Source organism: Streptomyces sp. NPDC023481, from assembly GCF_055560195.1.
Window position 1 is genome coordinate 65325 of sequence record NZ_JBVHJE010000007.1, and the last position, 17550, is coordinate 82874.

The 17550-nt window shown below is 70.2% G+C and carries 18 protein-coding genes; 9 read left to right on the plus strand and 9 right to left on the minus strand.

What is annotated here, in order from left to right:
- Window positions 1-3: 3 nt before the first annotated feature.
- The 4 genes from sigM to trxA all read left to right on the plus strand — a co-directional run bounded on the left by sigM (window position 4) and on the right by trxA (window position 3143).
- Window positions 4-753, plus strand: a complete 750-nt coding sequence (sigM, locus tag ACZ3ZD_RS16235; protein ID WP_467397344.1) for an RNA polymerase sigma factor SigM — start codon at window positions 4-6, stop codon at window positions 751-753.
- Window positions 750-1640, plus strand: coding sequence for a hypothetical protein (locus tag ACZ3ZD_RS16240; protein ID WP_467397346.1), 891 nt, complete (start codon window positions 750-752; stop codon window positions 1638-1640). The genes sigM and ACZ3ZD_RS16240 overlap by 4 nt, the downstream gene beginning before the upstream one ends.
- Before the next feature lie 153 nt (window positions 1641-1793).
- Window positions 1794-2762, plus strand: a complete 969-nt coding sequence (trxB, locus tag ACZ3ZD_RS16245) for a thioredoxin-disulfide reductase (RefSeq protein WP_467397348.1) — start codon at window positions 1794-1796, stop codon at window positions 2760-2762.
- 48 nt (window positions 2763-2810) lie between these two features.
- Complete coding sequence (trxA, locus tag ACZ3ZD_RS16250) at window positions 2811-3143, plus strand: thioredoxin (protein WP_467397351.1); 333 nt, start codon at window positions 2811-2813, stop codon at window positions 3141-3143.
- Between the two features lie 85 nt (window positions 3144-3228).
- Here the strand turns inward: trxA and ACZ3ZD_RS16255 are convergent, their stop codons facing one another.
- The 9 genes from ACZ3ZD_RS16255 to rpmH all read right to left on the minus strand — a co-directional run bounded on the left by ACZ3ZD_RS16255 (window position 3229) and on the right by rpmH (window position 10078).
- The gene (locus ACZ3ZD_RS16255; RefSeq protein ID WP_467397353.1) at window positions 3229-3846 is read right to left on the minus strand and encodes a GNAT family N-acetyltransferase; all 618 of its coding nucleotides are present in this window, start codon (window positions 3844-3846) and stop codon (window positions 3229-3231) included.
- A 168-nt stretch (window positions 3847-4014) separates the two neighbouring features.
- Entirely contained in the window at window positions 4015-5115 is a 1101-nt protein-coding gene (locus tag ACZ3ZD_RS16260) for a ParB/RepB/Spo0J family partition protein (protein WP_467397356.1), read from the minus strand.
- Window positions 5112-6185 carry a ParA family protein gene (locus ACZ3ZD_RS16265; RefSeq protein WP_467397857.1) on the minus strand — a complete coding sequence of 358 codons (1074 nt, stop codon included), beginning with the start codon at window positions 6183-6185 and terminating at the stop codon, window positions 5112-5114. The genes ACZ3ZD_RS16260 and ACZ3ZD_RS16265 overlap by 4 nt, the downstream gene beginning before the upstream one ends.
- Window positions 6186-6548: 363 nt before the next feature.
- Window positions 6549-7265 (minus strand): 16S rRNA (guanine(527)-N(7))-methyltransferase RsmG, encoded by a 717-nt coding sequence (gene rsmG, locus ACZ3ZD_RS16270; protein WP_467397358.1) that lies wholly within the window; start codon window positions 7263-7265, stop codon window positions 6549-6551.
- Window positions 7266-7382: 117 nt separating this feature from the next.
- Window positions 7383-7895 (minus strand): Jag family protein, encoded by a 513-nt coding sequence (locus tag ACZ3ZD_RS16275; protein ID WP_467397361.1) that lies wholly within the window; start codon window positions 7893-7895, stop codon window positions 7383-7385.
- A 15-nt stretch (window positions 7896-7910) separates the two neighbouring features.
- Window positions 7911-9182, minus strand: a complete 1272-nt coding sequence (yidC, locus tag ACZ3ZD_RS16280) for a membrane protein insertase YidC (RefSeq protein ID WP_467397363.1) — start codon at window positions 9180-9182, stop codon at window positions 7911-7913.
- Between the two features lie 3 nt (window positions 9183-9185).
- The gene (yidD, locus tag ACZ3ZD_RS16285) at window positions 9186-9551 is read right to left on the minus strand and encodes a membrane protein insertion efficiency factor YidD (RefSeq protein ID WP_467397366.1); all 366 of its coding nucleotides are present in this window, start codon (window positions 9549-9551) and stop codon (window positions 9186-9188) included.
- On the minus strand, window positions 9548-9919 hold the full coding sequence (gene rnpA, locus ACZ3ZD_RS16290; RefSeq protein ID WP_467397368.1) for a ribonuclease P protein component: 372 nt from the start codon (window positions 9917-9919) through the stop codon (window positions 9548-9550). Before rnpA ends, yidD begins: the two co-directional genes overlap by 4 nt.
- Window positions 9920-9940: 21 nt before the next feature.
- The gene (rpmH, locus tag ACZ3ZD_RS16295; protein ID WP_003956500.1) at window positions 9941-10078 is read right to left on the minus strand and encodes a 50S ribosomal protein L34; all 138 of its coding nucleotides are present in this window, start codon (window positions 10076-10078) and stop codon (window positions 9941-9943) included.
- 391 nt (window positions 10079-10469) lie between these two features.
- On the opposite strand from rpmH, the gene dnaA reads away from it, so the two are divergent.
- The 5 genes from dnaA (at window position 10470) to ACZ3ZD_RS16320 (ending at window position 17454) form a co-directional block, all read left to right on the plus strand.
- Window positions 10470-12422, plus strand: coding sequence for a chromosomal replication initiator protein DnaA (gene dnaA / locus ACZ3ZD_RS16300; protein ID WP_467397370.1), 1953 nt, complete (start codon window positions 10470-10472; stop codon window positions 12420-12422).
- 1112 nt (window positions 12423-13534) lie between these two features.
- Window positions 13535-14665, plus strand: a complete 1131-nt coding sequence (gene dnaN / locus ACZ3ZD_RS16305; protein ID WP_467397373.1) for a DNA polymerase III subunit beta — start codon at window positions 13535-13537, stop codon at window positions 14663-14665.
- Between the two features lie 189 nt (window positions 14666-14854).
- On the plus strand, window positions 14855-15730 hold the full coding sequence (gene gnd, locus ACZ3ZD_RS16310; protein ID WP_467397375.1) for a phosphogluconate dehydrogenase (NAD(+)-dependent, decarboxylating): 876 nt from the start codon (window positions 14855-14857) through the stop codon (window positions 15728-15730).
- Between the two features lie 48 nt (window positions 15731-15778).
- Window positions 15779-16900, plus strand: a complete 1122-nt coding sequence (gene recF, locus ACZ3ZD_RS16315) for a DNA replication/repair protein RecF (RefSeq protein ID WP_467397377.1) — start codon at window positions 15779-15781, stop codon at window positions 16898-16900.
- On the plus strand, window positions 16897-17454 hold the full coding sequence (locus ACZ3ZD_RS16320) for a DciA family protein (protein WP_467397379.1): 558 nt from the start codon (window positions 16897-16899) through the stop codon (window positions 17452-17454). The genes recF and ACZ3ZD_RS16320 overlap by 4 nt, the downstream gene beginning before the upstream one ends.
- Window positions 17455-17550 lie beyond the last annotated feature (96 nt).

The window sequence follows — 17550 nt, forward strand, 5'->3', positions numbered from 1 at the left end:
CAGATGGCGGAGGGCGCCGGATACGACGGAGTGGGCGACAGCGACCTGCTCGCCCGCCACGTGGCAGGCGACCCCGAGGCCTTCGGTGAGCTTGTGCGGCGGCACCGGGACCGGCTCTGGGCGGTCGCCCTGCGAACCCTCGGGGACCGCGAGGAGGCCGCTGACGCGGTGCAGGACGCCCTGGTGTCGGCCTACCGGGCCGCCCACACCTTCCGGGGCCAGTCGGCCGTCACGACCTGGCTGCACCGGATCACGGTGAACGCCTGCCTGGACCGGGCACGCAAGACCGCCTCCCGGAAGACGGCTCCGGTCGACGACACCGAACGGCTGGAGCAGCTGCTGGAGCCGCACGAGTCCGCTGCGGCTCCAGCCGAGCGCAAGGACGTACACCGCCAGCTCCTCGAAGCGCTCGGCACCCTTCCGCCGGAGCAGCGCACCGCCCTGATCCTCGTGGACATGCAGGCGTATCCCGTGGCGGAGGCCGCGCGGATCCTGGACGTGCCCACGGGGACGGTGAAGAGCCGGTGCGCCCGGGGCAGAGCCAGACTGCTGCCCCTGCTCACGCACCTGCGACCCGAAGGCACCGGCGATCCGACGCCCGGCCGCAGCGGGAGCGGAAAAGAAGCCGGCCGGGGACGGAACCGGGGGCCGGGGACATCCGTCCCACCGGCGACGGGATCCCCGGGCGGGCACCCCGAGGATGTGGGACCGAGCGATTCAGCAGTAGCGAAGGGCGGAGGTGGGCGAGCGTGACTTCCACGACGGACACGGCCGGGCACCCGGACGTCGCCGAGATCTCCGACCTCACCGAAGGCCTGCTCACACCGGACCGCGACACGGACGTACGGCGTCATCTGGACGCCTGCGAGGCGTGCGCGGAGGTGTACGCCTCGCTGGAGGAGATCCGGGGGCTGCTGGGCTCTGTGCCGGTGGTGGAGCGGATGCCGGACGAGGTGGCCGCGCGTATCGACGCCGCCCTTGTCGCCGAGACACCACCGACCGTTGACGACGAGGACACCGGGGGCCATGTTTCACGTGAAACATCGACCTCCGCCGATCACCCCGCCGACCGTCCGACGGGGCGTCCACGCGCGGCGACCGGGCCGGGACGCAAGGACAGGCGAGGCCGCCGGCGCGGGCGGTTCGTGGTGGGTGCCGTACTCACGGCCGCGGTACTGGGCGCCGGGAGCCTGGTCCTGCCGTCACTCGGCGACAACGGCGGCCACACGACGGCCCACGGGACACCGACCCCCTCCGCGGAGAGCTTCTCCGGTGACAGCGTCCAGCACCAGGTGGCGACCCTCCTCACCACCAAGAAGGGGTTGCAGCGGGGCAGCGAGCGGCCCCGGCTGAACTCCGACGGCGGGTCCGGCACGCCGGGATCGACCGAGGCGCCGAACACCTTCATCCAGACCGCGGTTCCCGTCCCCGACTGCGTCCGGCAGGCGCTCCGGCAGAACACCGACGTCCTGGGAGCCAAGACGGGAACGTACGCGGGGAAGGCCGCCTACCTCGTCGTCGTGGCCGACGCCCAGGACAGCGAGCGGGTCACCGCGTACGTGGTCGACGCGGCCTGCGTCCACGGGCAGACGGCTTCGGCCGGCACGGTTCTGCTGAAGCAGTCCGTCGCGCGCCCCTGAATCGCCGGGAACCTTCCTTCGGCCGCCCCGGGCCCCGCGTGTGCCCGGACACACCGGGAATGCGCGCCCCGTAGGATCCGTTGGGTGGGGTGGGAGTCCCGAAAGGGATTCGCCCCGGTCGACTGACGCAGACCAGAGACGAGGAATCAAGCCGTGAGCGACGTCCGTAACGTGATCATCATCGGCTCCGGGCCCGCAGGCTACACGGCGGCGCTCTACACCGCCCGTGCGTCGCTGAAGCCCCTGGTGTTCGAAGGCGCCGTCACCGCGGGTGGTGCGCTGATGAACACCACCGAGGTGGAGAACTTCCCGGGCTTCCGTGACGGCATCATGGGCCCCGACCTCATGGACAACATGCGCGCTCAGGCCGAACGCTTCGGCGCCGAGCTGGTTCCGGACGACATCGTCTCCGTCGACCTCACCGGTGAGATCAAGACCGTCACCGACACCGCGGGCACGGTCCACCGGGCCAAGGCCGTCATCGTCACCACGGGCTCCCAGCACCGCAAGCTGGGCCTGCCCAACGAGGACGCGCTCTCCGGCCGTGGTGTCTCCTGGTGCGCCACCTGCGACGGCTTCTTCTTCAAGGAGCACGACATCGCCGTGATCGGCGGTGGCGACACCGCGATGGAGGAGGCCACCTTCCTCTCGCGGTTCGCCAAGTCCGTGACGGTCGTCCACCGCCGGGACACCCTGCGCGCCTCCAAGGCGATGCAGGAGCGCGCCTTCGGTGACCCGAAGATCAAGTTCGTCTGGGACAGCGAGGTCGCCGAGATCGAGGGCGACCAGAAGCTCTCCGGCCTGAAGCTGCGCAATGTCAAGACCGGCGAGCTGTCCGAGCTGCCCGTGACGGGTCTGTTCATCGCGATCGGCCACGACCCGCGCACCGAGCTGTTCAAGGGCCAGCTGGACCTGGACGAGGAGGGCTACCTGAAGGTCGCCGCGCCCTCCACCCGCACCAATGTCACCGGTGTCTTCGCCGCCGGTGACGTGGTCGACCACACCTACCGCCAGGCGATCACCGCGGCCGGCACCGGCTGCTCCGCCGCTCTGGACGCCGAGCGTTACCTCGCCGCCCTCGCCGACGAGGAGCAGGCGGAACCCGAGAAGACCGCAGTCTGACTCTTCCCTCTCCCCGCCCCACCGCACGACCAAGGTAAGGAGCCCTCCGTGGCCGGCAACCTGAAGATTGTGACCGACGACTCCTTCGATCAGGAAGTCCTCAAGAGCGACAAGCCTGTCCTCGTGGACTTCTGGGCGGAATGGTGCGGCCCGTGCCGCCAGATCGCTCCGTCCCTGGAGGCGATCGCTGCCGAGCACGGCGACAAGATCGAGATCGTCAAGCTCAACATCGACGAGAACCCGGGCACGGCTGCCAAGTACGGCGTCATGTCCATCCCCACCCTGAACGTCTACCAGGGCGGCGAGGTTGCCAAGACCATCGTCGGCGCCAAGCCCAAGGCCGCGCTTCTCCGCGACCTGGATGAGTTCATCGCCGAGTGACGTTTCACGTGAAACACGAATGGGCCAACCCTCCTGGGTTGGCCCATTCGCAGAGAAGGACCTCGCGCGCGGCAGCCGCCCAGAACTAGAGCGGTCTGAGCGCCGGCTCCTTCTGGACGGCTCCCAGGAGTCGGTCGAGTGCCATCTCCACGTCTTCCTTCCAGGAGAGCGTCGACCGCAGTTCCAGCCGTAGCCGGGGGTGCGTGGGGTGCTGGCGGACCGTCTTGAAGCCCACGGCGAGGAGATGGTCGGCGGGCAGCAGGCAAGCGGGCTCCTTCCAGCGGGCGTCCCCGAACGCCTCGATCGCCTTGAAGCCCCGGCGCAGCAGATCCTTGGCCACCGCCTGCACGAGCACCCGGCCCAGCCCCTGCCCCTGGTAACCGGGCATCACGAAGGCCGTCATCAGCTGGACGGCGTCCGGTGACACCGGGCTCGTGGGGAAGGCCGTCGAGCGGGGGACGTAGGCCGGCGGAGCGTAGAGGACGAAGCCCACCGGTACGTCATCGACGTACACGACCCGGCCGCACGAGCCCCAGTCCAGCAGGACCGCGGAGATCCAGGCTTCCTTCTCCAGGGCGGCCGTGCCCCCCTTGACTGCCGCTTCGCCGCTGACAGGGTCGAGCTCCCAGAAGACGCACGAACGGCAACGGTGGGGAACGTCCTGAAGGTTGTCCAGCGTAAGCGGCACGAGCCGACGCCCCATGAAGGCTGATCCTCCTCACAGATGCAGATGCTGTCCGGTGGATGCCCTACCTGATCGCATCGTATCCACGATGGGATCGCTCGACACCGCCTCAGAGCAAAGAGCGGGCCCTGTCCGGTACACACCGGCCACGGCCCGCTCCCCTGCCCCACCGCCAGCGCACGAGGATCAGTCGTACGTCTCCTCGCCGTCGCTCTCGTGGAGGCTCTTCTGGAGCGCCAGCTTCTCGCCCGGGGCGAGCGTGCTGAGGATCCTTTCCAGGTCGTCCGCGGAAGCGAACTCGACGGTGATCTTGCCCTTCTTCTGGCCCAGCTCGACCTTCACCCGCGTCTCGAAGCGGTCCGAGAGCCGCGTGGCCAGCTCGCTCAGCGCCGGCGAGGGCACCGAGCCGGCCCGGGGCCCCCGGGCACGCGAGGCCTTCTGAGGCCGCGAGCCCATCAGGGTCACGATCTCCTCCACGGACCGCACCGACAGCCCCTCGGCCACGATCCGGTGCGCCAGCCGGTCCTGCTCCTCCGAGTCCTCCACGGCCAGCAGTGCCCGGGCGTGGCCGGCCGAGAGCACTCCGGCGGCCACCCGTTTCTGGACGGTCGGGGAGAGCTTCAGCAGCCGCAGGGTGTTGGAGACCTGCGGGCGGGAACGCCCGATCCGGTCGGCCAGCTGGTCGTGCGTGCAGTTGAAGTCCTTCAGCAGCTGGTCGTAGGCAGCGGCCTCTTCGATCGGGTTCAGCTGCGCGCGGTGCAGGTTCTCCAGCAGCGCGTCCAGGAGGAGCTTCTCGTCGTCCGTGGCCCGGACGATGGCCGGGATGGCCTCCAGGCCGGCCTCGCGGCAGGCCCGCCAGCGGCGCTCGCCCATGATCAGCTCGTAGTGGGCGGGCCCCAGCTGCCGCACCACGACGGGCTGCAGAAGACCGACCTCCTGGATGGAGGTGACCAGTTCCTGCAACGCGTCCTCGTCGAAGATCTCACGCGGCTGGCGTGGGTTCGGCGAGATGGCGTCGAGGGGGATCTCCGCGAAGTGGGCCCCCATCGGAGGCGAGGGTACCTCGGTTTCCGGGATCGCCGGCGCCGCCTCGGTCTCCTGGGCGACCGGTGGCAGCATGGCCACCTTCGCCGCCGCCACCCCACGGTCGGCCGTCAGCACCGGGACGGCCGCGGGGGAGGTGGACGCTCCGCCTCCCACCGCCGCCGAGGCCGGGGCCTTCTCGGTCGGGGCAGCGGGGATCAGTGCGCCGAGCCCACGGCCCAGTCCCCTCCGTCGCTCGCTCACTGGATCCCCTCCACCATGCTCGGGTCTTTCTGGGCGCCGATGTGGGCCTGGCTCGCGTCGTAGCTGATGCCAACGCCCTTCAGCGCGATTTCTCGGGCCGCCTCGAGATACGAGAGGGCGCCGCTCGATCCTGGATCGTAAGTCAGCACCGTCTGCCCGTAACTCGGCGCCTCGGAGATACGGACGGAGCGAGGAATGCTCGTCCGCAGCACCTCGTCACCGAAGTGGGTGCGCACCTCTTCCGCGACCTGGGACGCAAGACGCGTCCGGCCGTCGTACATGGTGAGCAGGATGGTCGACACATGCAGCGTGGGGTTGAGATGTCCCCGCACCAGGTCGACGTTGCGCAGGAGTTGGCCCAGGCCCTCCAGCGCGTAGTACTCGCACTGGATCGGGATGAGGACCTCGGCGCCCGCGACGAGGGCGTTGACCGTCAGCAGGCCGAGCGAGGGCGGGCAGTCGATGAGGATGTAGTCCAGCGGCTGCTCGTACGCCTGGATGGCCCGCTGCAACCGGCTCTCCCTGGCCACCAGGGACACCAGCTCGATCTCCGCACCAGCGAGATCGATGGTGGCGGGGGCGCAGAAGAGGCCTTCGACATCGGTAACGGGCTGGACGACGTCGGCGAGAGGCTTGCTCTCCACCAACACGTCGTAGATGGAGGGCACTTCGGCGTGGTGGTCGATCCCCAGGGCCGTGGACGCGTTGCCCTGCGGGTCGAGGTCGATCACCAGGACCCGACCACCGTGCAGAGCCAGTGAGGCGGCAAGGTTGACGGTCGTCGTCGTCTTGCCGACACCGCCCTTCTGGTTGGCGACCACGATGACTCGGGTCTGCTCCGGTCGTGGCAGGCCTTCGCCGGCGCGGCCGAGAGCTTCCACCGCCAGCTGGGCCGCACGACCGATGGGAGTGTCGTCCATCGGGGGCGGTGTTTCACGTGAAACATCCGCCCCCATCGACTCGGTACGGGGACCGGGGACCGGATCGGTCATCGGTCCCGCGATGTTGGCGTCGGACCGCAAGGATTCACTCTCCTCGACTTCAGGCTCGCAATGAACAGAGCCTCCCATGTCTTCAGGGTCGTGAACCAGTGAGGCCTGGTGTTCTGTGGAGAAATCCACCTCTGTGGACAACTCCGTACCCCGGGAGGGGGACGGGGTGTCAGGGGAGACAGTGCCCTCCCGGAGGGCACCGAGAGGCTTGCGGTCGCGGGGTTCGGCCGCAGCGCGGCCACGACTGATGATGCCGTGCAGCAGTGAGCGACGTTTCACGTGAAACACGATGCACAGCCGCGGCGACGGGGCCTCCGCGACACTCCGGCTTGCGTAGGTTTGGCAGCTTGTGTGGAGTACGTCTCGTCCTCAGGACGGATCAGCGACGTCCGTCCCCCGTCGCACGGCGCCCGTCCCTCGATTCACCGCGTCCGCCCCGTCTCACCGCCGTCGACGGGCGCGGCCGGTCCGGGCGGCCTTGGCCCGCTTGGCCGCGAAGCGCACACCGCCCGGGCTCTCCCCGACCTCGACCCGCACCACCGTGGACAGCGGATCCACCACGCCCTCGCCCACGTGGAGAATGGACGTCTCCACCGCGCCGAGCTTGCTGAGGGCGGTGGCCGCGGCCTTCAGCTCCTCCTCGGCGGTGTCGCCCTTGAGCGCGAGCATCTCGCCGTACGGGCGCAGCAGCGGAATGCCCCAGGCGGCCAGGCGGTCCAGCGGGGCCACGGCCCGGGCGGTCACCACATGCACCGGCGGCAGCTTGCCCAGAACCTCCTCGGCCCGGCCGCGCACCACGGTGACATGGTCCAGGCCGAGCAGTTCGACGACCTCGGTCAGGAAGTTGGTGCGCCGCAGCAGCGGCTCCAACAGCGTGATGTTCAGGTCGTCGCGGACCAGGGCCAGGGGGATGCCCGGCAGCCCGGCACCGGAGCCCACGTCGCAGACCGTCACTCCCTCCGGGACCGCCTCCGAGAGCACCGCGCAGTTCAGCAGGTGCCGCTCCCACAGGCGGGGCACTTCCCGCGGGCCGATCAGGCCCCGCTGCACGCCCGCCTCGGCGAGCAGCTCCGCATAGCGGACCGCATCGGCGAAGCGCTCACCAAACACTTCCCGCGCCTGCTCGGGCACGGGGGGAAGCTCCGCTGCCTCCGTCACGGGGACCGTCCTTCCGTACAGCGCCGGCGCTACACGCACCGGCCACCAGAACTACCAGGCTGACAAAGTTCGGCCCCGCCTGCGCAACAGACGGGGCCGGTGAAACGAGGGGACCGATCAGGCGGGCAGCACGACGACGAAGCGCTGGGGCTCCTCGCCCTCGGACTCGCTGCGCAGCCCGGCGGCCTTGATCGCGTCGTGCACGACCTTGCGTTCGAACGGGGTCATCGGCTTGAGCTTCACGGGCTCGCCGCTGCTCTTCACCTCGGCGGCGGCCTTGGCGCCCAGCTCGGACAGCTCGGACCGCTTCTTGGCCCGGTACCCCGCGATGTCCAGCATCAGCCGGCTGCGATCACCGGTCTCCCGGTGCACCGCCAGGCGCGTCAGCTCCTGCAGCGCCTCCAGCACCTCGCCGTCCCGGCCGACCAGCTTCTGCAGGTCGCGGCCGCCGGTGTCGCTGATGATCGACACGGAGGCGCGGTCGGCCTCGACGTCCATGTCGATGTCGCCGTCGAGGTCGGCGATGTCCAGCAGACCCTCCAGGTAGTCCGCCGCGATCTCACCCTCCTGCTCCAGGCGGGTGAGGGTGTCTGCACCCTCGGCAGCGGCGGAGGTGGTGCCTTCCGTCACGGGATGGGCTCCTTCTTACTTCTTGGACGGGGACTTGGGCCGCTGCGGTCCACCCTTGCGCTGGCCGGACTGGGCCTTGCTGCGGGTGCCGGAGCCGGGCTTCTGGGGCTGCTTGGCAGCCGCGGGCTGGGCGTCCTGCGGCTCGGACTTCTCCAGTGAGAGGGAGTCCTCCGCCTGCTTGGCCGTGCCGGACTGACGCTGGGACTTGGACTGGCGCTTGGGCTGCTGGCGACGGACCGCCGTGGCCGTGGCCGTGCCGGCGACCGCGCCCTCCTCGGTCTGCGCCGCGGCCTGGGTCGCGCTCTGCGCCACCGTGCCGTCGGGCTGGGCGGCGAGGCCGGCCTTGTTCAGGGCGTTGATGAACTTGCGCTCGAACTCGTTGCGGTCGCGGCCCTTGGCGACGATCGCCTTGATGATGGTCTTCTCGCTGCGCCGGCGGACCTTGCCGTGGTGCGTGACGTGCTTGGTCAGCCGCTCCAGGTAGGCGGCCTGGGCCTTGGAACCCGGGGTCGGGTTGTTGCGGATGACGTACATCTGCTGGCCCATGGTCCACACGTTGGTGGTCAGCCAGTAGACGAGGACACCGACCGGGAAGTTGATGCCGAAGACGGCGAACATGACCGGGAAGACGTACATCAGCATCTTCTGCTGCTGCATGAACGGCGTCTTCACCGTCGTGTCGACGTTCTTCGTCATCAGCTGGCGCTGCGTGTAGAACTGCGACGCCGACATCAGGACGATCATGAGCGCGGTGACGACCCGCACATCGGTGACCGTGGCGCCCAGGGCGTGGACGGTGCCGGCACCGTCCTTGAACTTGGCGGCCAGCGGGGCCCCGAAGATGTGCGCCTTACGGGCGCTGGCGAGCAGCGACTCGTTGATGACACCGATGGTCGTGCCCGAGGCGATGCCGTTGAGCACGTGGTACAGGGCGAAGAAGAACGGGGACTGCGCCAGGATGGGAAGGCACGAGGAGAGCGGGTTGGTACCCGTCTCCTTGTACAGCTTCATCATCTCTTCGGACTGGCGCTGCTTGTCGTTCTTGTAGCGCTCCTGGATCTTCTTCATCTCGGGCTGCAGCGTCTGCATGGCCCGGGTCGCCTTGATCTGCTTCACGAAGAGCGGGATCAGGCAGATACGGATCAGGATCACGAGGGACACGATGGACAGGCCCCAGGCCCACCCGGTGTTAGGGCCGAAGATGGCGCCGTACACCGTGTGGAACTGGACGATGACCCATGAAACGGGTGTCGTGATGAAGCTGAAGAAGCTGGCAATCGTGTCCACTAATCATGCTCCTTGGGCATGGGACGAGGTCTCTGCGGCCGGGCCCGAAGGAGACTCGGGAACGAGCTTCGCTTCGGTGGCCGGTTCGGCGGCGGAGGGCCCGCCCCTGCGTGCGCGCCACGCGTTGCGCAGCATTTCGTGCCACCGCGGGCGCTTACGCGGCGGAACATGGTCCACACCGCCGAGCGACCACGGATTGCACCGGAGGATGCGCCAGGCCGTGAGTGCCGTTCCCTTGATCGCACCGTGCCGGTCGATGGCCGTGTAGCCGTAGTGGGAGCACGACGGGTAGTACTTGCACACCGGCCCCAGCAGCGGACTGATCGTCCACTGGTACAGCTTGATCAGAGCCAGCAGCGGGTACTTCATCGCGCGCCCCCTCCCAGCAGCCGCTCCAGGGCGGCGTCCAGGTCTCGGGCCAGCTGTGCGTGGTCTGCGTCGCCCGCTCCGGGCAGCGCTCGTACGACTACCAGGCTACCGGGGGGAAACAGGGTGACTCGGTCACGCATCAGATGGCGCAGTCTGCGCTTCACTGTGTTGCGTACGACCGCGCCACCCACGGCCTTGCTCACGACGAAACCCGCACGCGTCGGGGGAGCGCTCTCCCCAGGCGCGTGCGGGTCCGTGGCACCGCTACGAAGGTGGACGACGAGAGTCGGGCGTCCGGCCCGACGACCCCGTCGTACCGCGGTCGCGAAGTCCTCGCGCCGCCTCAGCCGGTTCTCGGTGGGCAGCACGACGTCATGACCTGATCGGGATCAGGCGGACAGGCGGGCGCGACCCTTGCTACGGCGGGACGCGAGAATCGCGCGGCCGGCACGGGTGCGCATACGCAGCCGGAAGCCGTGGGTCTTCGCGCGACGACGGTTGTTCGGCTGGAAGGTGCGCTTGCTCACTCGGGGGCTCCAGAAAATCGGTAGTGGCGGGGTGCCGTCCTGGCTGTCACCGTGCGCCCACGAGTAGCTCGCTCACGCCCGAGTGCACCGCTTCCCGATCACCTGAAGTGACCTGTGCCCATCGGAGGCAGGCGGCAGCAGCCATCGACAACTCGACCTGGTTACGGTACGCGGGGCTGCGCCATTCGGTCAAACCAGGGGTCGCCGGGAGACACTGTCCACAGGCTGGGGACAACAACTTGAACCCTACCCGCCGCGCTGACTACCGTGGCTGGACTCCGATTCGTTCCCTTGTCCCCACCCGAGCGGGACCGCCCCGACCATCACCCGGATCCCATCCCGACCCGTCCCCGGACCACACGTTCGTGGGACTTGTGAGAGAGCGTGCCCTGTGGCTGACGTACCTGCCGATCTTGCCGCAGTGTGGCCACGAGTACTGGAGCAGCTCCTCGGCGAGGGCCGCGGAGCGGGTGTGGAGGGCAAGGACGAGCACTGGATCCGCCGCTGCCAGCCGCTCGCGCTGGTCGCGGACACCGCCCTGCTCGCCGTACCGAACGAATTCGCGAAGGGCGTACTGGAGGGCCGGCTCGCGCCGGTCGTCAGCGAGACCCTCAGCCGTGAGTGCGGCCGTCCCATCCGGATCGCGATCACCGTGGACGACTCGGCGGGCGAACCGCCGGCCCCCGCGGCGCCCCCTGCCGCGCAGGGCCCGAAGCCGCGCTACGAGGAGCCGGAGCTGCCCTCCGGACCGTACGAGGGCTACGGCCGCCACCGCGGCACCGAGCAGCCCCCGGGTACCGAACCGCGCGCCGAGCACCCGCCGGCCCGCCCGGACCAGCTCCCGACCGTCCGCCCCGCCTACCCGTCCGAGTACCACCGCCCCGAGCCCGGCGCCTGGCCGCGCCCCGGGCAGGACGACTACGGCTGGCAGCAGCCCCGGCTCGGCTTCCCCGAGCGGGACCCGTACGCCTCGCCGTCGTCCCAGGACGGCTACGGCTCCGGCGCCGACACGTACGGCTCGCCGGCCCAGGACTACCGCCCCCAGGGCATGGACCGGCCGCCGTACGAGCAGCAGCGCGGCGAGTACGACAACCCGCGCGCGGAGTACGAACCGTCCCGCCCCGACTACGACACCGGGCGCGGGGAGTACGACCCGTCCCGGACCGAGTACGACCAGCGGGACCCGGTCCGCCGGGAGCTGACCGAGCCGCCGGCGCACCGCGGCGGCACCGGCCGCCCGGACGTGTCCCCCACGGGCGCCCCCGGTCCGCTGGCCGCGCAGCCGGCACCGGCGAACGGCCCCGGTGAACCGACCGCGCGCCTGAACCCGAAGTACCTCTTCGACACGTTCGTCATCGGCGCCTCCAACCGTTTCGCGCACGCGGCGGCGGTCGCGGTCGCCGAGGCGCCCGCGAAGGCGTACAACCCCCTGTTCATCTACGGGGAGTCGGGTCTCGGCAAGACGCACCTGCTGCACGCGATCGGGCACTACGCACGCAGCCTCTACCCGGGCACGCGGGTGCGGTACGTCAGCTCGGAGGAGTTCACCAACGAGTTCATCAACTCCATCCGCGACGGCAAGGGCGACAGCTTCCGCAAGCGCTACCGCGAGATGGACATCCTGCTCGTCGACGACATCCAGTTCCTGGCGGACAAGGAGTCGACGCAGGAGGAGTTCTTCCACACCTTCAACACGCTCCACAACGCCAACAAGCAGATCGTGCTCTCCAGCGACCGGCCTCCCAAGCAGCTGGTCACGCTGGAGGACCGGCTGCGGAACCGTTTCGAGTGGGGCCTGATCACCGACGTCCAGCCGCCGGAGCTGGAGACGCGTATCGCGATCCTGCGGAAGAAGGCGGTCCAGGAGCAGCTCAACGCCCCGCCGGAGGTACTGGAGTTCATCGCCTCCCGGATCTCGCGGAACATCCGTGAGCTGGAGGGCGCGCTGATCCGGGTGACGGCGTTCGCCTCGCTCAACCGGCAGCCGGTGGACCTGGGCCTGACCGAGATCGTCCTGAAGGACCTGATCCCCGGCGGTGAGGACTCGACGCCGGAGATCACGGCGCCGGCCATCATGGCGGCGACCGCGGACTACTTCGGGCTCACGGTCGAGGATCTGTGCGGCAGCTCGCGCGGGCGCCAGCTGGTCACGGCCCGGCAGATCGCGATGTACCTGTGCCGGGAGCTGACGGATCTGTCGCTGCCCAAGATCGGCGCGCAGTTCGGCGGCCGGGACCACACGACCGTCATGCACGCCGACCGCAAGATCCGCGCGCTGATGGCCGAGCGGCGCTCGATCTACAACCAGGTCACCGAGCTGACCAACCGCATCAAGAACGGCTGACACCGGCCGTACGGCGGCGCCGAGGGCGCCCTGGGGACACGCACGCGTCCCCGGGGCGCCCTTTCGTCGTGACGGGGCGCGGCGGGCGGCGGTGGCGGGCGGCGGCCACCGGGCGCTGGTCGCCGGGGTGGCGAGGCGGTGAGGCGGCGATCGGCGGGGCGGCGAGGCGGCGATCGGCGGGGCGCCGCCGTGCCACACCCCGCCATCGCCACACCCCACCACCGCCGCACCCCGCCATCGCCGCACCCCGCCATCGCCGCACGCGCGCCGCCCCGGCCCCCAGCACCCCGGCCGCCGCAGCCATCCCGCCGCCCCCGCGGGGCTGTGGAGCGTCCCCCCGCCGCCGCCCGGTGTTCGATTAATTGCCGGGTTACGGCCACTCTCCACAGATTCGGTGACTTTCTTCCGTCCACATCCTGGGGACTGCGGAGTTGTCCCGAACTGTGTCCACAGGGAGGCTGGCCCCAGAGCTTCCGCCCAGCTCAGGGGCCTGTGGATTCGTGGACAAAGGATCTCCACAGACTGTGGACAACGCGGGACCCCGCCGCCCGGGCGCGGGCTTTTCCACCGGCCGCCCACAGGTCCAGGGCGGTTGTCCCCAGGGAATCCCGGCTTCTCCACAGCGCTGTCCACTGTTCGGCAACGCGGCGCGCCCCGTCACCGCGTCGAGTGAAAGGCGTCACAGGAAGCTGCCGGGTTGGGGTGTGGGTAACGTGGGTATTCCTGGGGACACAGCTGGGGAGAACTGCCCCCGGCCTGTGGGCGGTGTGTGCAGAACTTTTTGTTCTCCACAGACACCCCTGGTTATCCACCGCCTCCACCCACAGGCCCGGTGGATAAAAAACCTGCGCTGAGCTGGGCAAACGTGGTTATCCACGGTATCCACAGGCCCTACTACTACTCCCAACTAGAGAGAGCTCGGCAATCGCTTTGAAGCGGGGGCTGTGCACAACTCGCCGTCTCGCGCCCGGCCGGCCCTCGGACCGACTTGACCCCGAGGGGCACCTACTGTCAGTGGGGTGCGTCAGACTGGTCCCCGGTGTCCTGCCCTTCGCAGTGGGCGGTGACACCGAGTCGGAGGACTCAGTAGCAACAGCAGGAGGCGGCTTACGGTGAAGATCCGGGTGGAACGCGACGTACTCGCGGAGGCAGTGGCGTGGGCGGCACGCAGCCTCCCGGCCCGTCCGCCGGCGCCTGTCCTCGCCGGCCTGCTGCTGAAGGCCGAGGACGGCCAGCTGAGCCTGTCGGGCTTCGACTACGAGGTCTCCGCGCGCGTCAACGTCGACGCGGAGGTCGAGGAGGAGGGCACCGTCCTCGTCTCCGGCCGTCTGCTCGCCGACATCTCCCGCGCGCTGCCCAACCGGCCGGTGGAGATTTCCACAGACGGTGTACGGGCGACCGTGGTCTGTGGATCCTCCCGCTTCACCCTGCACACCCTGCCGGTGGAGGAGTACCCGGCGCTGCCGCAGATGCCGAACGCGACGGGCACCGTCCCCGGCGAGGTCTTCGCCGCCGCCGTCTCCCAGGTGGCGATCGCGGCCGGCCGTGACGACACGCTCCCGGTGCTCACCGGTGTGCGCATCGAGATCGAGGGCGACACGGTCACCCTGGCCTCCACCGACCGCTACCGCTTCGCGGTCCGCGAGTTCCTGTGGAAGCCGGAGAACCCGGACGCCTCCGCCGTCGCCCTGGTCCCCGCCAAGACGCTGCTGGACACCGCGAAGTCGCTGGGCGCGGGCGACAGCGTCACGCTGGCGCTGTCCGGCTCCGGCGCCGGTGAGGGCCTCATCGGTTTCGAGGGCGCGGGCCGTCGTACGACCACGCGGCTGCTCGAGGGCGACCTGCCGAAGTACCGGACGCTGTTCCCGACCGAGTTCAACACCGTCGCCGTGATCGAGACGGCGCCGTTCGTGGAGGCCGTCAAGCGTGTGGCGCTGGTGGCCGAGCGGAACACCCCGGTGCGGCTGAGCTTCGAGCAGGGCGTGCTGATCCTGGAGGCCGGGTCGAGCGACGACGCACAGGCTGTGGAAAGGGTCGACGCGCAGCTGGAGGGCGACGACATCTCGATCGCCTTCAACCCGACGTTCCTGCTGGACGGCCTGAGCGCGATCGACTCGCCGGTGGCCCAGCTGGCGTTCACCACGTCCACCAAGCCGGCGCTGCTGAGCGGCAAGCCGGCGGTCGACGCCGAGGCGGACGACGCGTACAAGTACCTGATCATGCCGGTGCGCCTCAGCGGCTGATCGTCGTCCACAGCTGTGCACGGTTGCCGGGGCCCCTGTGGGAATCCGGCACCGTGGCCAGGCGTGGTGGTGCCCGGGTTTCCGCAGATGAGCGCGTATGCCCACAGCTGTGCGGAAGTGGTCGGGTTTAGGCTCGCCACGGCACGCAGGTGCCTCACACGCCACACAGCGACCTAAGGAACACAACTGATGGAGCTCGGTCTCGTCGGCCTCGGCAAGATGGGCGGCAACATGCGCGAGCGGATCCGCCGCGCGGGCCACACCGTCATCGGATACGACCGCAACGCGGACCTCGCGGACGTCCACAGCCTGGAAGAGCTTGTGGGCAAGCTCAGCGGCCCGCGCGTGGTCTGGGTGATGGTCCCGGCCGGCGAGGCCACCCAGTCGACCATCGACCGGCTCGCCGAGCTGCTGGAGCCCGGTGACGTGGTCGTGGACGGCGGCAACTCCCGCTGGACCGACGACGAGCGGCATGCCGAGGAGCTGGCCGCCAAGGGCATAGGCTTCGTGGACTGCGGTGTCTCCGGCGGCGTCTGGGGCCTGGAGAACGGCTACGCGCTGATGTACGGCGGCGACGCCGAGCACGTCGCCCGGGTGCAGCCGGTCTTCGACGCGCTGAAGCCGGAGGGCGACTTCGGCGCGGTGCACGCGGGCAGGGTCGGCGCGGGCCACTTCGCGAAGATGGTCCACAACGGCATCGAGTACGCCATGATGCAGGCCTATGCCGAGGGCTGGGAGCTGCTGGAGAAGGTCGACTCCGTCACGGACGTCCGCGAGGTGTTCCGGTCCTGGCAGGAGGGCACGGTCATCCGGTCCTGGCTGCTGGACCTCGCGGTGAACGCCCTCGACGAGGACGAGCACCTGGAGGGCCTGCGCGGTTACGCACAGGACTCCGGCGAGGGACGCTGGACCGTGGAGGCCGCCATCGACAACGCGGTGCCGCTGCCGGCGATCACCGCGTCGCTGTTCGCGCGGTTCGCCTCCCGCCAGGAGGACTCGCCGCAGATGAAGATGATCGCCGCGCTGCGCAACCAGTTCGGCGGCCACGCCGTAGAGAAGAAGTAGGCCGCGCGGCAGCGGGCCGGAGACAAGCAGGGAGGTCGGCGGACGACCATGCACGTCACGCATCTTTCGCTGGCCGACTTCCGCTCGTACGCCCGGGCCGAGGTCCCGCTCGACCCGGGCGTCACCGCCTTCGTCGGCCCCAACGGGCAGGGCAAGACCAACCTCGTGGAGGCGGTCGGCTATCTGGCGACCCTCGGCAGTCACCGGGTCGCCACCGACGCGCCCCTGGTGCGCATGGGCGCCGAGCGGGCGGTCGTCCGGGCGCAGGTCCGGCAGGGCGAGCGGCAGCAGCTGATCGAGCTGGAGCTGAACCCGGGCCGGGCCAACCGGGCCCGCATCAACCGGTCCTCGCAGGTCAAGCCGCGGGACGTGCTGGGGATCGTACGGACCGTGCTGTTCGCGCCCGAGGACCTCGCGCTCGTCAAGGGGGACCCGGGCGAGCGGCGGCGGTTCCTGGACGAGCTGGTCACCGCGCGGTCCCCGCGGATGGCGGGCGTGCGCTCCGACTACGAGCGGGTGCTCAAGCAGCGCAACACGCTGCTGAAGACGGCCGCCCTGGCGCGCCGGCACGGCGGACGCTCCATGGACCTGTCCACCCTCGACGTCTGGGACCAGCATCTCGCGCGCGCGGGGGCCGAGTTGCTCGCCCAGCGGATCGACCTCATCGGCGCGCTGCAGCCGCTGGCCGACAAGGCGTACGAGCAGCTGGCGCCCGGCGGCGGACCGGTCGCGCTGGAGTACAAGCCGTCGGCTCCCGGCGAGGCGCACACGCGCGAGGAGCTGTACGACCGGCTGATGGCGGCGCTGGCCGAGGCCCGCAAGCAGGAGATCGAGCGCGGGGTCACCCTCGTCGGCCCGCACCGGGACGATCTGGTCCTCAGGCTCGGCCAGCTGCCCGCCAAGGGGTACGCCTCGCACGGCGAGTCCTGGTCCTACGCGCTCGCCCTGCGGCTGGCCTCCTACGACCTGCTGCGCGCCGAGGGCAACGAGCCGGTGCTGGTCCTGGACGACGTCTTCGCCGAGCTGGACGCCCGCCGCCGGGAACGGCTGGCGGAGCTGGTCGCGCCCGGCGAGCAGGTGCTGGTCACGGCCGCCGTGGACGACGACGTGCCGGGGGTGCTGGCCGGTGCCCGGTACGCGGTGGCCGACGGGACGGTAGAGCGCGTATGAGCGGCGAGGACCCCACGCCCAAGGCCCCGGCCCCGAAGACGCCGAAGAAGGCCGAGTCCTCCGGTGTCGACCTCGCGCGCGTGGCGTTGCGCGCGGCGAAGGAGCAGGCACGCGCGCGTGGGGACGCGGCGCGGCAGAGGAAGCAGGTGCGGCGGGGTGCCGGCCTGCGTTCCGGCGCGCGCGCCGACGGCCGCGATCCGATGGCGCTGGGCTCGGCGATCAACCGGCTGATCACCGAGCGCGGCTGGGAGACGCCGGCCGCGGTGGGCGGTGTGATGGGCCGCTGGCCGCAGATCGTCGGCGAGGACCTGGCCAAGCACTGCGTGCCGCAGCGGTACGACGAGGACGAGCGGGTGCTGACCGTGCAGTGCGACTCGACGGCCTGGGCGACCCAGCTGCGGGTGCTCGCGCCGACGCTGGTGGCGCGGATCAACGAGGACCTCGGGCACGGCAGCGTACGGATGATCAAGGTGCTCAACCCGGGTGGTCAGACCCGTCGCTACGGCCCGCTGCGGGCCCCGGGGAGCACCGGACCCGGCGACACCTACGGGTGATCTACCTCACGTCGGGCGGTCGTCCAGGCGGGCCGCGGTACCCGTGCGCACCGGCGTGGATCACCGCCGTACCGTGCCCGGAAAGGCCGCAAATCC